General features: G+C 59.4%; 11 protein-coding genes. 1 reads left to right on the top strand and 10 read right to left on the bottom strand.

Going from position 1 to position 15,721, the window contains the following annotated elements; translation table 11 throughout:
* Positions 1-1,671, top strand: coding sequence for an ABC transporter ATP-binding protein (locus GKG36_RS02965; protein WP_154259038.1), 1,671 nt, complete (start codon positions 1-3; stop codon positions 1,669-1,671).
* A gap of 62 nt (positions 1,672-1,733) precedes the next feature.
* On the opposite strand, the gene GKG36_RS02970 is transcribed toward GKG36_RS02965, so the two are convergent.
* The 10 genes from GKG36_RS02970 to GKG36_RS03015 form a co-directional block, all read right to left on the bottom strand.
* Complete coding sequence (locus GKG36_RS02970; protein WP_154259040.1) at positions 1,734-2,771, bottom strand: GDSL-type esterase/lipase family protein; 1,038 nt, start codon at positions 2,769-2,771, stop codon at positions 1,734-1,736.
* Between the two features lie 205 nt (positions 2,772-2,976).
* On the bottom strand, positions 2,977-4,713 hold the full coding sequence (locus GKG36_RS02975) for a class I adenylate-forming enzyme family protein (RefSeq protein WP_120081238.1): 1,737 nt from the start codon (positions 4,711-4,713) through the stop codon (positions 2,977-2,979).
* Between the two features lie 221 nt (positions 4,714-4,934).
* Positions 4,935-5,864, bottom strand: a complete 930-nt coding sequence (locus tag GKG36_RS02980) for an ATP-binding cassette domain-containing protein (RefSeq protein WP_154259042.1) — start codon at positions 5,862-5,864, stop codon at positions 4,935-4,937.
* Position 5,865: 1 nt separating this feature from the next.
* Positions 5,866-6,918 carry an ABC transporter ATP-binding protein gene (locus GKG36_RS02985; protein WP_005944542.1) on the bottom strand — a complete coding sequence of 351 codons (1,053 nt, stop codon included), beginning with the start codon at positions 6,916-6,918 and terminating at the stop codon, positions 5,866-5,868.
* A 12-nt stretch (positions 6,919-6,930) separates the two neighbouring features.
* Entirely contained in the window at positions 6,931-7,962 is a 1,032-nt protein-coding gene (locus GKG36_RS02990) for an ABC transporter permease (protein ID WP_005944541.1), read from the bottom strand.
* Positions 7,962-8,903: an ABC transporter permease gene (locus GKG36_RS02995; RefSeq protein WP_097776451.1), complete on the bottom strand. Its 942-nt coding sequence runs from the start codon at positions 8,901-8,903 to the stop codon at positions 7,962-7,964. The genes GKG36_RS02990 and GKG36_RS02995 overlap by 1 nt, the downstream gene beginning before the upstream one ends.
* Positions 8,904-9,159: 256 nt before the next feature.
* Positions 9,160-11,193 carry an ABC transporter substrate-binding protein gene (locus GKG36_RS03000; RefSeq protein ID WP_243138971.1) on the bottom strand — a complete coding sequence of 678 codons (2,034 nt, stop codon included), beginning with the start codon at positions 11,191-11,193 and terminating at the stop codon, positions 9,160-9,162.
* 154 nt (positions 11,194-11,347) lie between these two features.
* Positions 11,348-12,718 (bottom strand): 4Fe-4S dicluster domain-containing protein, encoded by a 1,371-nt coding sequence (locus GKG36_RS03005; protein ID WP_154259046.1) that lies wholly within the window; start codon positions 12,716-12,718, stop codon positions 11,348-11,350.
* Between the two features lie 3 nt (positions 12,719-12,721).
* Positions 12,722-13,696, bottom strand: coding sequence for a trigger factor (gene tig, locus GKG36_RS03010; RefSeq protein ID WP_005944537.1), 975 nt, complete (start codon positions 13,694-13,696; stop codon positions 12,722-12,724).
* A gap of 36 nt (positions 13,697-13,732) precedes the next feature.
* Positions 13,733-15,652 (bottom strand): mechanosensitive ion channel family protein, encoded by a 1,920-nt coding sequence (locus GKG36_RS03015; protein WP_154259048.1) that lies wholly within the window; start codon positions 15,650-15,652, stop codon positions 13,733-13,735.
* Between the last annotated feature and the right edge of the window lie 69 nt (positions 15,653-15,721).

The raw sequence follows: 15,721 nt of genomic DNA on the forward strand, positions 1-15,721 counted from the left end.
ATGAACAAGAGCAATCATCGCAGCCCCTTTGCCATTGTGGGACGGCTGATCGTACTGGTAAAGCCCATGCTGCCCGTTATGCTGGCAGCGATCGTGATGGGGGTGGCAGGCCACTTCTGCGCCACCTTCATTACCATCTTCGGCGGCTTTGGCATCCTGCGTGCGCTGGGGCTTGCAAGCCCGGTGAGGACCGTGGGCACGGCCTTTGCCTGCATTCTGGTGTTTGCCCTGCTGCGCGGCGTTCTGCGTTACGCAGAGCAGGCATCCAATCACTATATCGCCTTCAAGCTGCTGGCCCTGATCCGCGATAAGGTGTTCGGTGCCTTGCGCCGTCTGACCCCTGCAAAGCTGGAAGGCCGTGACCGCGGTGACCTGATCTCGCTCATCACCGCCGATATCGAAGCGCTGGAGGTGTTCTATGCCCACACCATTTCGCCCATCTGCATCGCGTGCATCTGCGTCATCGGCATGACGGGCTTTGTGGGCAGCTGGCACATCCTGCCTGCGCTGGTGCTGCTGGCGGGCTATCTGCTGGTGGGCGTGGCCCTGCCGGTGTGGAGCGCAAAGCGCGGCGACCGTGCCGCCCGGGAGTACCGTCAGGCACTGGCCGATACCAACAGCTATGTGCTGGAAAGCCTGCGCGGCCTGAAGGATACCCTGCAGTATCAGGACACCGCAGCCCGCGCCGAGGGCATCACGGCCCACAGTGAGATGTTGGGCGAAAAGCAGAAGGCGATGAAATACCGCGAGGGCCTGACCGTGGCCATCACGAACACCTTGATCCTGCTCACGGTGCTGGCCGTGCTGGGTGTGAGCCTGAACCTTTACCAGAGCGGTAAAATGGGCGTGGAGGGCGTACTGGTGTGCACCCTTTCGGCCCTCAGCTCCTTTGGCCCGGTGGTGGCGCTGGCAAACCTTGGTGCCAGCCTGACGCAGGTGTTCGCCAGCGCAGACCGCGTGCTGGACCTGCTGGACGAACAGCCCGTCACCGCCGATGTGACCGACGGCACAGACACCGCATTTGCAGGTGCTGCGGCAGAGCATGTGAACTTTGCCTATGCCAATGAGGAGGTGCTGCATGACCTGAGCCTGACCGTTCCGGAAAAGAAGATCGTGGGCATCACCGGCCGCTCCGGCAGCGGAAAGTCTACCTTCCTGCGGCTGCTGATGCGCTTCTGGGATGTATCCAGCGGCAGCATCCGCTTTGGCGCAGAGGATATCCGCCACGTGAACACCGCCGCCCTGCGCGAACAGGAAAGCCTTGTGACGCAGGAGACCGAGCTGTTCGACGATACCATTGAGAACAACATCCGCATTGCAAAGCGGGATGCCATCCGGGAAGAGGTGGAAGCAGCCTGCAAAAAGGCTGCGCTGGACGGCTTTATCCACAGCCTGCCCAAGGGCTATGATACCCCGGTGGGTGAGCTGGGCGGTGCACTTTCCGGCGGTGAGCGCCAGCGCATCGGTGTGGCGCGTGCCTTCCTGCATGATGCACCCTTCCTGCTGCTGGACGAGCCTACCTCCAATCTGGACAGCCTGAATGAGGGCGTGATCCTCAAGGCTGTGCGGGCAGAGTGCAAAGACAAAACGGTGCTGTTGGTCTCCCACCGCAAGTCCACGATGGCCGCAGCCGATGTGAGCTTCTCGGTGGAAAGTGGCCGGCTGAGCTGAAAACAGAACAGCGCAAAAAAAGCCTGTCTCGTAAAATGAGACAGGCTTTTTTGATGGAAAGCTCACTTCAGAGCATTCAAAATCTGGTTTGCAATGTACTGGTGGCCCTTAACGGTGGGGTGGCCGTCGGCAGCGGTCTGCGCACGGGGAATGGCAACATAGGTCAGGCCTTCCTGTGCGGCAAGGTCTTTGGCAAAGCGGTTCAATTTGCTGAAATAGCGGTTCCATGCGGGCAGCAGCGGCACGGGATTGGTGTAGCCCAGCAGCACGATTTTGGCATCCGGGTTCAGTGCACGGATACCGGCCACGATCTGCGGCAGGCTGGCGGTCACATTGGTATAGGCCTGATCGCAGATCTCATCCATGCCGCGGAACAGCAGGCGGTTGGTGGCGCGGCTTTCGTCAAAGGTAAGGGTCATACGGTTCAGCGCTTCGAGGAAGAGCCCCAGCTTCTGGAAGTTGAAATCACGCAGGGCACCGCTGACCATCAGTGCGGCAAGCTGCTCGCTCTTCCAGTTGGTGGCCTCGCCCAGACCCACGATGCAGGGCACCAGCGCGTCGTTGGAGCCGATCTGGATGGAAATGATATCGGCCTTGCGCAGATACTCCTGATATTCCGGGTAGACGTAATATGCGCCGGAAGCCTGATTCATCTTGGGCATGGCGCTGTTCTGCACCATATCCAGCATGTCAGGGCTCATCAGGCCGGGCAGGCCCAGATTGATCGCGTGCTGGCGGTCCAGCCCAAGGCCCTTGCCCACAAGGGCGGTGTAGCATTGGGAAGGGTAGCCCTCAAAGTTCGGCTGCAGATCGTAGCCGATCTGGGCGATGTTGCATTTCATATCGGCAAGGCCGACACCGGAGGTGATGCTGTCGCCCAGCGCCACATAGGTGAGCTGCTGCTCCGGTTCGCCGGCTGTCTGGGCATCGGCGGGCAGGGCGGTCTCCTGCTCGGCAGGCGCTGCGGTCTGCTCCTGCTGCACCTCTGCTGCTTCGGCGGCAGGCAGCTCCGTCTGTTCGTCGGCAGCAAATGCAGGCATGGCCAGTAGCACAAGCGCTGCCGCTGCGGCCAGAAAGCTGGCAAACTTTTTGTTTTTCATTGTAATTCCTTCTTTCTGGAATGACTGCACCTGTGCGGCACAGCTGTTGTCTCTATGATAAAATGGAAAGTAAAAATTGTCAATTGACAAAATTCAAAAAATTGCGGCCATCGCTGTGTCCGTATTCTGCGATTTCTTCCATACAAAAAAGCTCTCCCTTTCGGGAGAGCTCCGTGTCTGAAAAATTACAGAGTGAAGTTCAGGATCAGTAATCGCGGGGAGTGATCTCTTCTTCCAGCTTGCGGTAGTCCACCTTGCCAACAGGGGTAAAGGGCATTTCGGAGATGAACTTGTAGCCCACCGGCTGCACATACTCCGGCAGCTCTTCATTGCACAGCTGGCGCAGTTCCCGCACGATCTGGCGCTTTTTCTTGTCGCCTTCCGGGTCCAGCACCACGTAGACGAAGGGCAGGCGGCCCTGCACATGGTCCTTATCGGTGCAGCCCACCACCGAGCACTGATGCACGGCCGGGTGGCGGCTGATGACGTTCTCGATCATGGACGGGAACACCTTGAAGCCATCGTGACGGATGATCATGCGCTTGATGCGGGAATCCAGATACACAAAGCCGTCCTCGTCCATGTAGCCGACATCGCCGGTGTGTGCCCAAATCTGGCCGTCTGCATGGCGGCGCAGGATCATGTCGGTCTCCTCGGGCTTATTGTAGTAGCCCTTCATGACGGTGGGGGTGCAGATGCAGATCTCGCCGCGCTCACCGATGGGCAGTTCGGTCTCGGTGCCAGGCTCAAAAATGGACACCACCGTGTTCAGCATGGGAATGCCCACGCTGCCGGGCTTGGTCACGTTGCCGGCGGCAACGGTAGCGGCAGAGGCGACCTCGGTCATGCCGTAGCCCTTGGCCAGCGGATACTCCACGTTGTGTGCCTTCAGGAACTCGTTCACGGTCAGCTCAGCGCCCAGCGGCAGCGAGTCGCCGCCGGCGGCATAGTTGCGGATGAAGGAGAGATCCTTCTTCTTCTTGAGCAGCGGAGAAGCTGCCATCTGCTGGTAGTGGGCCGGAACGCCGAACATGTGCTCGGGCTTGTGCTTCCAGATCAGTGCGCCCAGCTTGTCGGGGTCCAGATTGGGGATGATGACGACATGCAGGCCCATGACCAGCGGCATGTGCACGCCGCAGGCATAGCCGTAGGCAATGAACGGAGGCATGACGTTCATCAGCTTCTGGCCGCGGCAGAACAGGTTGCTCTGGGCGATGAATTCGTGGGCCAGAGAGTTAAAGCAGTCGTCGGTCAGCATAACGCCCTTGGGCGAACCGGTGGTGCCGCCGGTGTGCACCACCACGCAGGCGTGCTGCGGGTCGTAGGGTTCGGCGTTCATGCTCTGATCCTTGCCCTGTGCAATAAAGTCCTTCCAGTGGATCACATTGGACTTGTAGCGGTTCTTATCGGGGTTGGTCAGCTTGTAGCCGACGGCCAGATGCAGCGGCAGAGAGTCTGCGGGGCTGATGACCAGAACGCGCTCCACATTGGTGCGCTTTTCTGCCTTGTGGCAGCGCTCATAGGTCACATTCAGGCAGATCAGCAGGCGGGAATCTACCTCTTCGATGTACTCGTGGATGCCCTCAACGCTGTAGCGCGGGTCCACCAGATTCAGCGTTGCACCGATCATATCGACAGCGTAGAAGGCATAGATCACCTCGGGGGTCATCACGCTGACAACGGTGATGATGTCGCCCTTTTTCACGCCGAGAGCACGGAAGGCGGCAGCGGTTTTCTTGACATTCACAAAGAGGTCTGCAAAGGTGAATTTGCGGCCATAATACTCCAGAGCGGTCTCGCTCAGATGGTTCTTGTTCTGATGGCAGAGATACTCAAAGGCGCTGCACTTGGGCAGGGGCATGTCGATGTATTTCTGGTCATAGTACTTCAGCCAGGGCTTCGCAGTGGACGCATAGAGCGGTTCACGCTGTTCAGTAGTCATAGAATAAAGTCCTCTTTTCTTTCTTCTTCTTTTCATTGCCAAAAGCCGACAACTTTGCAAAGAAGATGAAAGCCGCCGGTCAGAACACGCTAATAACTCAAAAATCAGAATCAACGATGCAGATTCTATTGTAGTGGAGCTGCCGGAGAATGTCAAGAAATAAACTATGAACGTTGCGTAAAAGTGCCGTAAAACAACGATTCAGCCCGAAATGTCGGGGGTCAGCGCAGCAGCCACTGCTCGGCTTCGGCAGCGCTGCACAGTACAAAATGCTCAGGCCGCAGTTCGCGCCACTGGGGGGCCTCTCTGGAGTAGTCGTGCATGGCGGGGTCGTACACCAGCAGCTTTTTCTGCCGCTCCCTGCGGGGGTCCGGCATGGGAATGGCGGAAAGCAGGCTGCGGGTATAGGGGTGGATGGCGTGGGCTGTCAACTCTTCGGCCCCGGCCAGCTCCACGATGCGGCCCTTGTGGATGACGGCGATGCGGTCGGAGATGTAGCGCATCACGGAAAGATCGTGGGCGATGAACAGGTAGGTGATGCCGCGTTCCTTCTGCAGGCGGCGCAGCAGGTTCAGCACCTGTGCACGGATGGACATATCCAGTGCGCTGATGGGCTCATCGGCAACGATGAACTCCGGCTCCACGATCAGGGCCCGGGCAATGCCGATGCGCTGGCGCTGTCCGCCGGAAAATTCGTGCGGGAAGCGGGAGGCAAATTCCGGCAGCAGACCCACGTCCAGCAGAGCCTGACGCACCTTTTCCTCCTGCTGGGCGGTGGAAAGATCAGGCCGGACGTTCTGCAGGCCTTCGCCCACGATGTAGCTCACCTTGGCGCGCTCGTTCAGCGAGGACTGCGGGTCCTGAAAGATCATCTGGATCTCTTTGATGATCTGCCTGTCCAGCTGGCGGGAAATTCTGCCGTTGATCTTCTGGCCTTTATAAAGGATCTCGCCGCCGGAGGTGGGCAGAATGCGCAGGATGGCGCGGCCAATGGTAGTTTTGCCGCTGCCGCTTTCGCCTACAAGACCGAAGATCTCGCCCTTATAAATTTTAAAGTTGGCATCCTGCACAGCTTCATATGCTTTTTTGCCGGAGCCGTAGGTTACGTTCAGGTGGTTCACTTCCACAAGAACTTCGCGTTCATTTTCCATCTTACAGCCCCTCCTCTCGCAGCATTTTTACCGCAGCAGGCGGCTCGATCTTGGGTGCCCGGGGGTCCAGCAGCCATGTTTTGGCCTTGTGGGTGGGCGTTACCTCAAAGTAAGGCGGGCGCTTGACAAAATCGATCTTCAGCGCCTGCGGGTTGCGGGGTGCAAAAGCATCACCGCGAATTTCCGCAAACAGGTTTGGCGGTGTGCCCACGATGTTGAACAGGTCCTCGCCCTTCACGCCCATCTGGGGCATACTGGAAAGCAGTGCCCATGTGTAGGGGTGGCGGGGATCGTAATAAATTTCGTCAGCAGTGCCAATCTCCACAATGTCGCCTGCGTACATCACAGCCACGCGGTCTGCAATGTTTGCCACAACGCCCAGATCGTGGGTGATCATGACGATGGTCAGATCGTACTTGAACCGCATTTCCTTCAAAAGCTGCAAAATCTGGGCTTGAATGGTCACGTCCAGTGCGGTGGTGGGCTCGTCGCAGATCAGGATCTTGGGGCTGCAGGCCACCGCAATGGCAATGACCACACGCTGGCGCATGCCGCCGGAGAACTCGTGCGGGTACTGCTTAAAGCGCTTTTCCGGGTCAGAGATGCCCACATCCCGCAGGTATTCCAGCGTTTTTTCCTTGGCGGCAGCACCCTTTAAGCCCTGATGCAGGGCGACGGCTTCCATGATCTGTGCCCCGATGGTCTTCAGCGGATTCAGGCTGGTCATGGGGTCCTGCATGACCATGGCGATCTCGCGGCCGCGTACCCGCAGCCAGTCCTTTTCGGTTCTGAGGTCAGAAAGGCGCAGCGGCTTGCCGTCCGCCATGCCGTAGTAATCAATGGTGCCGCTGGTAATGGAGCCGTTGGCATCCAGCAGGCCCATGAAGCTCTTGGTAAAAACGCTCTTGCCGGAGCCGCTCTCGCCTACGATGGCAAGCACCTCGCCCTGATAGAGGTCAAGATCGATGCCACGGATGGCGTGCAGCACTTTTCCACGCAGGTTGAACTGGATGTTGACATCTTTTGCGGAGAGAATGAGCTGGTTGTGTTCCATGATATCCCCTCCTTATTGTAGATGGTTCTTCGGATCGGCAGCATCCGAGAAGGCGTTGCCGATCAGATAGAACGCAATGGTAACAAAGCTCAGGATGAGGGTGGGGTACAGCAGCTGGTAGCGCAGCCCGGCTTGCATCATCACCTTGCGGCCGTCGTTGACCAGGTTGCCCAGCGAGGGGGTCTCCACGGACAGGCCCAGACCGATGTAGGTGATGAACACCTCGTTGCCAATGGCTTCCGGGATGGTAAGGGCCATGCGAAGCATGATGACCGAGACGAGGTAGGGCAGCAGGTTGCGCAGCACGATACGGATGGTGGGCGTGCCGATGCAGCGGGAAGCCACATTATAATCCCGGTCGCGGATAATGAGGATCTGGTTGCGGATGAAGCGTGCCATTTCGATCCAGCCCTTGATGGCCATGCCAAGGACCATGGTCCAGATGCTGGGGGTGGCTACATAGGAAATGAGGATCAGCACGATGGCGGTGGGAATGTTATCGAAGATGTTGTACAACTCGGTGAACACAAAGTCCAGCCCGCGCACATAGCCCCACAGCACACCGGCGGTAATGCCCACCACAGCTTCGATGAGGGCCACGAAGAAGGCGATAGTCAGACTGGTGCGTGCACCGGCCCAGATGCGTGCCCACAGGTCCTGACCGATGGAGTTGGAACCCCAGATAAAGCCGTCCTGCCCAGGGGCGATGTTGCGGTACTGGATGCCGGTCACAGGGTCCACGGCGCACAGGTTCGGGTCTGCCTGACCGGGCAGGTGGGGCTGGATGAAGGCAAAGGCAACCACGACCACCAGCGCGATCAGCAGGGCCACGGCGAACTTGTTCTTGAAAAAGGCACGGAAGGTGCTGCCCCAGTAGCTGTAGTTGGAGCTGGCGGTGGCTTCGGCCTGTTCCTCACTGAACCCGGCGGGGGTGAACAGCTCATCCTCCGGCAGATTTTCCCAGCCGGTGCGGCGCTGTGCCTGAGCAGCATTCAGCTGGTCCTCCAGCTGCTTCGATTTTTCGCGTTTCAGAAAAGAGAGCATCAGCGTCCACCTTCTTTCTTGCCAAAGTTGATGCGGGGATCAATGAGTACCATGAGCACATCGCCCAAAATCAGGCCGATGATGCCCACGCAGGCGTACAGCAGCACGATGCCCTGCACCATGGTATTGTCGTGGCGCTGCACACAGGTGACCAGCAGGCCGCCCATGCCCGGGATGCTGTACAGGCTTTCGATGTAGATGGAGCCGACGACGGTGTTCAGGAATGCGGAGGGAATGTACTGCACCAGCGGCACCATGGCGTTGCGGAATACGTGGTGCAGGGCGATATTGTTCTCGCTCACGCCCTTGGCGCGGGCCAGCTTGACGTAGTCCTTGTTGCTCTCGTCCACCATATAGCGGCGCAGCCACATGGCGTAGAACGCAAGGTTTGCAAGGCTCATGCTGCACACCGGCAGCACCCAATAGCGCCAGTTGGCGGCATCGAACAGCAGGCCCACGCCCATGGCGGTGGTGCCGTACATCTGGATATACAAAAAGTACACTGCCGCAGGCACCGCCTGAATGAGCACGATGAATGCCGTGCCCAGCTTATCCGGCCAGCGGCCCTTATAACGGCCCATGACAAGGCCCAGCGGGATGCCCAGCACAAGGCTCAGCAGCATGGCCAGCACACCCATTTCGATGGAAATGGGCAGCTTCTGGGCAAGGATCTTGGTCACGGGAGCGTTGAGCTTGTAAATGTGGCTCACGCCCAGATCACCGTGCAGCGCATCCCGCCAGAAATGGCCGATCTGCACCGGAAGCGGGTCCAGCAGGCCCATGGACTGCAGCCCGGCCTGAATCTGTGCCTCGGTCATTTTTTCGTAGTTTGCAAAGTAGCCTTCCACCGGCATGAGCCGCAGCAGGCAGAACACCAGCGTCACAATGACGAACAGGGTCAGAATGGAGCGCCCGATGCGTTTTGCGAGATATTGCACCATAGCCGTGCACCTCTCTTTTCTTTATAAATACAGATAAGTATAGAATAACGCAAAATCTTACGTTTGGAAAGTGATTTGTGAGTTTTTGCGGGAAAAATGAGGAGCAAACAAAAACTCCCTCAGCCTTTGCTGCGCAAAGCCAGCTCCCTCGGGGAGGGAACCCTTGGCATGACGGGAAAGTTTCCGGTTTCGCCAGAGGCCCCATCCCAGAGGGGGCTGTCTGCGCAGCAGACTGGGGGAGTTTCCGATTCAGTTTTTACCGCGCATCCCGGTTGGCGTTGTACTCCTCCATGGAAACGTAATGGTCGAGGATGTGCACGCCCTTCAGTCGGTTGGTGGAAAGCCCTGTGGGCGCGTACTGGCCCTCCCACAGGTTCAGGCGGGTGGCAATGTAGGGCGGCACCGGCATCCCCAGCGGGATGACCAGTGCGTTCTCAATGAGGAAGGCTTCGGCATCCGCAAAGGCTTCGTACCGGGCATCCAGATCCTCGGTGATGGTCTTGGCGTTCTCCACCATGGACATGTACTGCATCACGAGGTCGGCGGTCTCGCCGGTCACGATGCCGTCCTCCACGCCGGTGCGCAGGAAGCTGTAGCAGGTGCCGCGGTCGCCGGCTTCCTGATAGAAGGGGTACACCTCTGTCTCGGGGTCGGAGTAATCAGCACCCCAGTAGTAGGACATCAGCTGGTAGGCACCCACCCGGCGCACCGCATTCAGGAAGTTGTCGGACGGACCCTGCGTGATGATGATGCTGATGAAGTCGAAGCCGTCGTTCAGCACGGCTTCCACCTGCTGCTTGAACACCTGACACTGCTTGTCCCAGTCCACCACAGCGGGGTTGTACGGATACTGGATCTTGATAGGGAAGGTGACACCGGCGGCGGTCAGCTCTTCCACAGCGGCATCACGGTACTCTTTGGCCTTGGCTTCGTCAAAGAAGTCAGAGAGGTTTGCAAGGCCGCCGCACTCAGTATAATCCACGCCTTTGCTGTTGGCACAGAAGGACGGCGGAGTGATGGTGTGCAGCTTGTAGTTATCGTAGCCTTCCGGCGCGGTGACGGCCAGCGTCACAGACGGATTGATGGCATACAGGAAAGCCCTGCGGAAGTTGGTGGAGTTGATGGCCTTGGCCCAATTGTCCGGCTCGTACTGGGCATCCACGCCGGTCACGGTCCAGTTTGAGAACTCGTGACGGTAGGGCAGGAAGTTGAAGATGTAGAAGTAGCTCTTGCCGGTTTCCGGGCGCTCCATGGAAACCATGTCCTTGGTGGTGTCGTCGGCCAGCCAGCTGTCCAGAATGTCGGAGCTGATGGTAGCCTGATCGATCTCGCCGCGCTTGACCATCTCCGGGCCGCTGATCAGCTCTTCCTGATTGTAGATGTAGCGCACCGTGTCGATGTAAACGCTGTCGGCATCGTAGTTTTCGGGGTTCTTCTTCATCACCCAGTTTTCCAGCGGGGTGTACTCGGCCAGATAGAACGCGCCGCAGCTGCAGGCGGTCTCGGCACTGGTGCAGAACTGGTCGGCAAACTCCTCCAGCAGCGGGCCGTAGGCAGGCTCGTAGGGAGCGTAGCTCAACAGGCTGAGGAAGCCGGGAAAGTCGAAGTTCAACGTGTAGGTCAGGGTGTGGTCGTCCACAGCCTTCACGCCCACGGTGGAAAAATCCACAGCCGGGTATTCGGTGGTGGTGCCATCGGCGGCAGCGGCGGTCACGGTGCCGTTGGCATCAATGGCGTAGGTGGTGCCGTCCTCGGCCACGGTGCCGTTATTGGCGTTGTTGCGGTAAACGCAGTAGTTATAGTAGTCGTCCGCACCGGCCACATAGGGGGTGACAAGGCTTGCAGTGGAGGAAGCGTAGTCCGGGTTCAGCACATAGGCCAGCGCATCCACAAAGTCCTGCGCGGTCACAGGGCCAAGCACCTCGCCGCTGCAGTCCACCCAGTTCTCATCCCGCAGGTGGAACGTCCATGTCAGGCTGTCGGCATCCCACTCCCAAGCAGTGGCAAGGCCCTCCCGGATCTTGCCGCGGTTGTCGTACTCCACCAGCGTGTCGATGCACTGAGTGCCGTGGTAAAGGTCCGGGTCAGCTGAGCAGACCAGATAGTTCAGGGTGGCGGGCTGACGGGAATACAGCACGGTGTAGGTGGAGCTGCTGCCGGCAGCGCCGGTGCTGCCGCCATTGGAAGCGGAAGAGCCGCCGCAGCTGCTCAGCAGACCAGCCGCTGCTACAGAAAGGGCGGCTGCGCCGCTGCCTTGCAGGAACTGGCGGCGGGAGATGGAATGAGCCATAGTAAAATCCTTCTTTCGTAAGATCTTGGCAAAAGCTTGCTTCGTGCTTTGGGATAAGAAAGGGGTAACGGAAATAGCTCCGTTACCCCTTTGTAACAGTCGGTGGCCACGGTGCGTGGTCTTATGGTCAGTATAGCATTGAATCTGTGCGCCGTCAATCGTTTTTCGGTGTGTCGGGCACATCCTTTTCTGCGGTGTTTTCCGGTGCGGCAGCAGGGGTTTCGTCCAGCGCGGCGGGGACTGCTTTTTCCGGGGTCAGTGCTGTGATCACGGAACCGGCCGCAGCAGGCACGGCAGCGGCCGCAGCGGTTTCTGCGGGGGCGGCAGCCATCTGTACAGCTGTCTCAGCAGCGTCGGCACCGGCTTCGGCTGCTGCCTTGGCGGCTTCCTCTGCAGCCTTTTTGGCTTCGCGCTCCTCACGCAGCTGCTTTGCCCGGGCGGCGGCTTCCTCCTGCCGCTTTTTGGTGCGGGCCTTGATGCGGCACACGGTGCACACACCATCCACACTGCCCGGCGCAATGGGCTTGCCGCATTCCTTGCACAGGGTCTTGGTGCATTTGTGTACACTTACCGGGCCAAGGGTGGTGAGCTGGCGCAGCTTCATGCCGTCGATGCCATGGTTGGAGCAGGAGGCCACGCACACCTCGCACTCGCTGCACTTCCACGGCGTGATGACGATGCGGGTCTGGCCGTCGGGCAGGTCCTCCAGCTTCAGCGCACCGGCGCGGCAGGCCTTTTCGCACTTGCCGCAGCCAAAGCATTTATCGGTAAAGTTGGGCAGGTAGTAGCCGTACTTCAGCGGCGTTTCCATGGATGCCTTCAGCTGCTTTGTGCGCTGGTGCAGCAAAAGGCGGAAATCCACACCGCCGTCGTCCTCGCTGTGCAGGCCGGGCAGCATCTGCAGCAGCTTTTTGGTGCCACTTTTGGAGCCGTGGCTCACCTGCTCAAACATTTCGCGGCGGCTCAGCTCCTTTACGTGGTAGAGCGCTTCGTCCGGCTCGTAGGCCAGAGTGAACCGTGCCTCGAACATGGGCTGGCCAAAGAAATCCACAAGCCTTGTCAGCTCCTTGCGCAGCTGGGCGGCGCACAGGTCGTTCTCACATTCACCGCAGGGGGTCAGGTCCAGCACGATCTTTTTGTTCAGGGCAAGGTAGGCCAGTGTCTCCCATGTGAGGGCAGAGATGCAGGTGCGCACCATGGAATTTTTGCGGGTGGACTTTTCGCAGCCGATCCAGATGGTGTCATTGTCGGTATCGGCGGCAGAGGTGTCCCGCTGCACCTGCTCCGGCGAAGGGATGATGCAGCCGCTGCGGCAGGCAGAGACGCACAGGCCGCACTCGGTACAGGGGTCCCAGTCCTTCACAAGGTTCGGGCGGGTAAAGATCTGTTCGCCATAGGGGCAGATATCCTTGCACTCGGTGCAGGGCTTGCGATGGGGATGCAGGTTCCAGCACTGGCGGCGGTTGATCTCGGGATGGGTAGTTTTCATCAGCATATCCATCGCGGTGCGTGTAAAAAAGCCCATAGTTTACTCCTTTTCCACAACCGAAGTGATGTTTGCGTGGTCGATCAGGAAACGCTGCACCTTCTGAGTGGTCACGGCAGAGGCCACAGCGTCCCGGCTGAGCACATTGCGGATCTCGGCTTCCGGGGTATCGTGCAGCTTGGAAAGGCGGACGTACTCGGCATCCACCTCTGCGTTGGACACGGTGATCTGTTCGGCCTTGGCTATGGCCTGCACCGCAAGGATGCTGCGCATCTTGCGCTCGGCATCCCGGCGGAAGGCGGCGCGCACCTCGTCCGGTGTGGTCTGGCCTGCCTTGCAGTACAGCTCCATGGTCATTTTGCTGCGGCGCAGCCGTTCGCGCAGGGCGTTCATGTCATGGTCGGCATTCTGGTCCAGAATGGCGTTATCCAGCTCCGCCGTCAGGTTGGCACCGGCCATGCCCAGCAGGGCGGCTCCGGCAATTCGGTCGGCGTTGGCCTCGTGGGAGCGGCGCTTTTTCTCGCGGATGCTCTCCTTCAGGGCATCCACCGTATCAAAGCCCAGTGTCTTGGCAAAGGCATCGTCCAGCGGTACAGGCTGCTTTTGCTCCACGGTGTGCAGGGTGATGGCGAATTGCGCCGTCTTGCCGGAAAGCTCCGGCACCCGGAACTCGGCGGGATAGGTAAAATCGAACCGGAAGCTCTCGCCTGCTTTGTGGCCGTACACAGCATCCTCGGCGGCGGGCATCAGCTGACCGGTGCCCAGCACCACGGTCACATTTTCCATTTTGCTTTCCGGGATGGGTGCGCCGTCCATGAAGCCCTCAAAATCCAGCGTGACGCGCATCCCGCGCGCGGCGGACTTTTCCACCGGTGCAAAGGGGGCGTGGGTGCGGGTGAGGTTCGCCGCCTCCAGCTCCACGGCCTTTTCCGATACCGGGCGCACCCGGCGGGTGAATTCCAGCCCCTTGTATTGGCCCAGCGTGACCTTGGGCAGGGCGTTTGCATTCTGTTCCATGGGAAATACTCCTTTTATATCCAAAGCGTTTGCAATTTAAAGTCCATGTCCGGCAAGCCAGGCTTCCGCCACCTGCGAGAACATTTCGGGGTAGAGGGCATCCTCCTGCGCGAAGGCATCCAGATAATACTCCACCTCAGTCCGGTCGGCAGGCTCGGTGCGCTCCCACACGGTGAACACGGTGCCATTGCCCATGTCAAAGCTGGCGGCCTGCGTAAAGTGCTCATCCCGCGCGGCGCAGAAGAGGGCATTCCACCGGCCGGAGAGCTCGCCACCGCTGACAAAGGTCTGGGGGAGCGGCTCTGCAGTGAGCACGTACTTCGCCTCAAAGAACCGCACCGGGAACTCGTGGGTGCCCGGGATGGAGATGCCGGCGGCCAGCTTGCCCTGCAGCTGGATGTCCGGCAGGGCGGCGTACTGGAATATGTCCGAGTTATACAGCATATCGTGGGGGATCATGTAGGCGAACTCGCCCTTTTCCGCATCGCAGTGGGCATCGATCCAGTCGTCCACGCGCTGGATCTGGGCGGCATCGGTGCGGTCGTAGGTGAGCTTGTCCAGCCGGACGAATTCCGACACGGCCTTGAGGGGAAAATGATCCACCACAAAGCCCGGCAGAGCAACGGTGGTCAGCGGCGAGCAGCGCACGGACACCGCAAACACCATGGTAAAGCCCCAGTAGCAGAGCTTGACGGCGGTGTGCTTTTTCAGGCCGTCGGCCAGTGCGGCGGAACCAACGAGGAACAGCAGCAGCCACCCCGGCATGAACAGCAGCATCTGGTGGGAGCCGGTGTTCTGTACCCGGGTAAACAGCACAAGGCTCACCAGCAGCTCTGTCCCTGCAAGGCAGGGCAGGGCAGGCAGACGGCGCTTTGTGGCAAACCACAGCCCCATTCCGATGAGGATGAAGTTCAGCAAACCGATGCGCAGTGTCTGTGCGGCCAGCTCCAGCGTGATGCCGCCGAAGTTGTAGTAAGAGTAGCGCCCAGCGTAGTCAAAGCTTAAAATTTTGCGCACCATGGGCAGAAGCAGCAGCACCATGGCCCCGGCCGCACACAGGCCGAACACCACCAGCCGTACCATGCGGTGCACAGCGCGGCTGGGTTGGCCATCTTTTGCCAGCCGGATGCTGGAAACTGCCAGCAGCAGCACGTAGGCAAAGCAGTAGCCCACCACAAAATATAAGTACCAGCGCCGGGTGAGGATGATGCCCGCCGTGGCGGCGAAGATGAGCAGATAGCGGGGCAGGTCGATGCCGTCAAAGCGGTAGTCCAGTGTGAGCAGCATGAGCATGAAGGCAAAGATCAGCCCGAACCAGTCCGGCTGGCCCAGCACCGCCGACATGCGCACGAACGGGAAGGTAGCGCACCACGAAAAGCCGATGAGGAAATACCAGAACCGGTTCTTTACCCGTAGCATCCGGCCCACCTTGACCGTCAGGCCCGCCAGCAGCACCAGCAGGCTGGGCAGTACGCTGAATACCTGACAGAATGCGTAGTCGTCGCCGGTCTTTCCGCTCAGGCAGAACGGGAACTCGGTGAACAGGGTGATGAAATTCGTATAGTCCTCGGTGATGGAATCGAGGAGAAACCGGAAGCCTGCGCCTGTGCTCTGGGCAAAGGCGGCTTCGGCATGATACTGCTTTAGAATGTAGTTTACGTAGTCCCAGTGGTAGAGGAAGGTGCGGCTGCCGAGGGTCCAGTAAAAGTAAAGCACGGCCGCTGCCCACAGGCCCACCAGCACCGCCTTGTGGAACAGGTCCAGCTCCATACCGGCCCGGCGCAGCACCAGCAGCGCCAGTGCAAACAGTGCTGCATTGCACCACAGGCTCACCAGCGGAAAAAACAGGCTGCTGCCCGGTGCGGCAAGGCCGAATACAATAAGCGCCAGTGCCCCGGCAGCAAGGCCCAGCCAGACCTTGCCAAGGACAGACAGACGGGAAACGATTCCACTCATCCCAAAAACCTCTCAGCTGCAGAATATCACAGCTACAGTATAGCAAGCAAAATCTGCACTGTCCAGCCG

This window comes from Faecalibacterium sp. BIOML-A1, assembly GCF_009679715.1.
Taxonomy (GTDB): Bacteria; Bacillota; Clostridia; order Oscillospirales; family Ruminococcaceae; genus Faecalibacterium; species Faecalibacterium taiwanense.